We start from the raw sequence: 3,582 nt of genomic DNA, 5'->3' as shown, positions 1-3,582 counted from the left end.
AACGGGTGGGCGACTTCAAATCGGAATGGTGGGCGAGATCATCTCGGAATCCTGGGCGACATCGATCGGAATCCGCAGGCGCCAGTACCAAATCGCGCGTGACGATCACGCGGACCGGGACGCGTGGCCGGATAGTTAGCGTCGGCTGGATGTTGAGCTGGCGCTGCACGACCTGCTGCCCGGTCTGGCTGATGCTGTTGGATGCGCCGCTGCGGATCGCTTGAACAAGGTTGTTCTCGTCCTGGCTCGTGCCCGCCTCGGCTCCGACGCTGAGCATGGTCGAAAGACCGGCGGTCTTGAACAGCATGCCCCAATGGTTTTCGACCTCGTCCTCGAGCCCGGCATGACCACCGGTGTCGGCGCCGGGCTGGCGCTCCAAGACGATCGAGTTGCCGTCGGGCATGATGATGCGGGTCCAGACCAAGAGGATCCGACTCGGGCCGAAAGCCACGGAGCTGTCGTATTGGCCGATTAGCTTCGCACCTTGCGGGACCAGAAGATATTTGCCGGACGGACTGCCATAGACCGCCTCCGTGGTCTGGGCGGTGATCTGACCCGGTGCCGTATAAATCTGGTAGAGAGCGCCGCCGGAGAACGGATACACCTGGACCGCGTTGATGAAACCGGTGCGGACCGGCTGCACCCGTGCTGCGGCGTTGGCCTGTTTGACGCGAACCTTCGGATCAGCAGCTTCCGGGATTCGTTTGCCGGCGGCGAGCGGTTTCAACTGCCCGGGTAGCGGCAGGGGTTTGGCAATTCCACGATCTTGACGGGCGACGGCGGATCGGCGGTGAGCGTTGCCGGCTCCGCGGTATCGTAGTTGATGTCGGGGGATGAAATTGTGCGCAGCCGCCGAGCGTCGCGACGACAGCAGCAAAGCCGTAAGTGCGGATTTACGGAAGCACGTATCCCTGTCTTTCCGGCTTTGCTGAACGATTGAGAGAGGCGAAGCCGGACCGCCGGCGCTTACGGAAATCGGCGGGGTCATTGTCCCAGCTCCTTCGACCAGTTGATGGCGTTGACGTAGATGCCGAGCGGATTCTTGCGCAGCCGATCGGCGTCGGTTGGAGGCTGAATCGCGATGGTAAGGATCGCAGTCTGTGGTGCCGGCGAGCGCCCCATCCTGATAGCGGTGCTCGACCCAGGCGACGCGGAAGCTGTCGGGCGAAGCGCGGATGACGCTGGAGACGTCGATCGCGAACTGCTGCTTGCCGAGACTGGCGAAGGGGTCATTGGCGCGGGCGTAGTCGTTCAGCGCCAATGCGCCCGCCCTGGTCGTGAAATCGTCGGCCTGCGGCCAGTTCTGCCGCACGATGGTCGGATCGGCTGGAAGCGAGCGCACCATCATGATGAAGTGGGCGAGGTACCAGGCAATCTGCGGGTCGCTCGGCCTGTAGTCGGCCGCAGCCGGCGCCATGGCTGGCGCCTCGCCGAGCTTGTCGACCTGTACACCCAGGGAACGACGGTGCCGTGCGTGGACTGCCAGACGAGCCCGCCGACGAGGCCGCAAGCCACGATCAGCGAACCGAAGGCCATCAGCTGCCAGTTCTTGGCTTGCACGCGGGCCGAGCTGATGCGCTCATCCCAAACCTGCGCCGCGCGCTGATACGGAGTTGCGGGTTCGGGCGTGCGGCCGTAGCGGACCGACGATCGCCGAAAGACTGACATTCGTTATTCTCCTCCCGAGAGGTCGACGGAGTGGTCGCCGCCATGGGTATCGCCGGATTTGAGGGCTTGCGCGGCGGACTGCGCGCTGCGAACAACCGCCTCATTGCGTTTCATGCGCTGGACCCAGGTGGGCAAACCTCGCTCGCTCCTTGGGAAGCGGCTCCCTCTTGCGGCCTCGCCACCCTCAACGACTCCCGTAGTCGAGAAACCACCCGTGTTAGCGAAACTGGCGCGGGCGCCTGAGGCGAAGCTCTCCTGCATTGCCCCGGTTGCTTGCTCGGCGGCGCGCCTGACGTGTGCGGCGACAGCACTGGCCGCCGCACGGCCCGCGCCGCTAAGGCCGGACGCAACGTGGCCCGCGCCGGACCGACCGGCCGAGGCGAGGCTGTAGGGGGAGGACACGCCTCCCGCCATCGCCGCACCACCACGCGCGGCGGCCGCCGCACCCGAGGCCGCCGCCATCGCTCCCCTTCCGGCGAGAGCGAGCGAAGCGCCGCCATCGCCGTGCCGGCGACGGCGAGCTAGCTCCGACAGCAGCGCCCGTGCCAAGCTGCGGCGCGCCAGGAACAGACCGTTAGCGATGCCGGGCGCCGTGGCCGAGCATGGTGAGTGCGGCGAGCACGACAGAAAACCCCCGCTCGATCGTCGGCTGGCCGCCGCCATAGGTGGTGGTGAACTGCGAGACAGTCCGGTGCCGATGCCAACGAGACAGCGAGCACCATCACCTTCACGCCGGAGGCGACGACATTGCCCAGCACCTTCTCAGCGAGAAAGGCAATCTTGTTGTCGAGGGCGAAGGGAATCAGGATGAAGCTGGCCAGCGTTGTCGGCTTGAACTCGATCAGCGTGACGAATAGCTGCACCGCCAGAATGAAGAAGGCGATCAGGACCAGGAGCCAGGACACCATCAGCACCGCAACTGCAAAGAAGCTGGTGAAGCCCAGCATCTGGCTTGCGGCGTTCAGCAGTGGGTGCCCCGCGTCGAGACCGACCTGCGCGAGCCGGCCGGGCCCCAGAAAATCGGCTGTCGCCGCCGGCCTTCAGGCCAAGGCCGGCGAAGCTATTGAAGATGATGCCCGAGAGAGTGTTGAAGGCGAAGAATCCGATGTAGAGCGTCTTCTTCACCAGCCGCTGGAGGATGCCTTCGTCGGCGCCCCACGCCCAGAACGGCCGGCCAAGGTGATGTCGAGTGACGATCAGCGTCGAGGCGAGAGAAGTGGTCTCGCCTTGGATCAGGCCGAAGCCTGAATCGATATAGGTGGTGAAGGTGTTGAGGAAGGTGTCGATGACGCCGACGTTGTTCATCGTTATCTCCCTCCGCAGCGTTCGTCGTCGACGGTGTGGCTGGCGCGGCCTGTTGCGGCACGGGCCGCGCCGGCCCGCCGAACAACCGCGCGCGGTTCTCCTCCCAGACCGCCTGGCAATGCGGATCTTCGGCATCCTGGGGGCGAAGCGCGCGGCAGCGGTGCAGCTAGGCCGAGAGATCGTCGGGCGTAGAGACAGCAGGAGCGTCGGATCTGGGTTGTGGCGCGGGACGGCGATGGATGGCGGACACCCACTTCCGCCTGCCGCCGGCACACCGCAAGCACATGAAGTCGACCAACATGCTGGAGCGGCTCAACGAGGAGATCAGGCGACGCACCTATGTGGTACGTATCTTCCCCAATGGCGAGAGCTGTCTACGGCTCGTCCGTGCGTTGACCGTCGAATCGCCATGAGCCTTGGCTCGACGACCGTCGCTAGCTGAACATGGATCTGTTGAAGGACCACAAGAAGGAGGCGCTACGCCAAGCGGCCTGACAATGCTCGGGCCCACCAAAGGGATGGACGCCACCCCCCCGGGGGGGGGGGGGGGGGGGGGGGGGGGGGGGGGGGGGGGGGGGGGGGGGGGGGGGGGGGGGGGGGGGGGGGGGG

2 protein-coding genes and 3 pseudogenes are annotated in these 3,582 nt (G+C 65.8%); 1 reads left to right on the top strand and 4 read right to left on the bottom strand.

The features are described from left to right. The 4 genes and pseudogenes from AC0L23_RS39715 to trbK-alt all read right to left on the bottom strand — a co-directional run. Positions 1 to 1,417 (bottom strand): VirB8/TrbF family protein (locus AC0L23_RS39715; RefSeq protein WP_473358396.1); only part of this gene is annotated, 1,417 nt, incomplete at its 3' end. Further along, positions 1,345 to 1,668 carry a VirB8/TrbF family protein gene (locus tag AC0L23_RS39710; protein ID WP_374762665.1) on the bottom strand — a complete coding sequence of 108 codons (324 nt, stop codon included), beginning with the start codon at positions 1,666 to 1,668 and terminating at the stop codon, positions 1,345 to 1,347. The genes AC0L23_RS39715 and AC0L23_RS39710, both read right to left, overlap by 73 nt. Positions 1,669 to 1,671: 3 nt before the next feature. Further along, positions 1,672 to 2,973: pseudogene (gene trbL, locus AC0L23_RS39705) on the bottom strand (P-type conjugative transfer protein TrbL). Between the two features lie 49 nt (positions 2,974 to 3,022). Continuing rightward, positions 3,023 to 3,139: pseudogene (gene trbK-alt, locus AC0L23_RS39700) on the bottom strand (putative entry exclusion protein TrbK-alt); the annotation flags it as partial. An 82-nt stretch (positions 3,140 to 3,221) separates the two neighbouring features. Between trbK-alt and AC0L23_RS39695 the strand changes: the two are divergent. Then, positions 3,222 to 3,411 (top strand): annotated as a pseudogene (locus tag AC0L23_RS39695) (transposase); the annotation flags it as partial. Positions 3,412 to 3,582: the final 171 nt, after the last annotated feature.

It is taken from the genome of Bradyrhizobium sp. MI1.4, assembly GCF_055811315.1.
The sequence above is the reverse complement of the archived record's forward strand: the minus strand, read 5'-3'. Positions and strand labels throughout refer to the sequence as shown.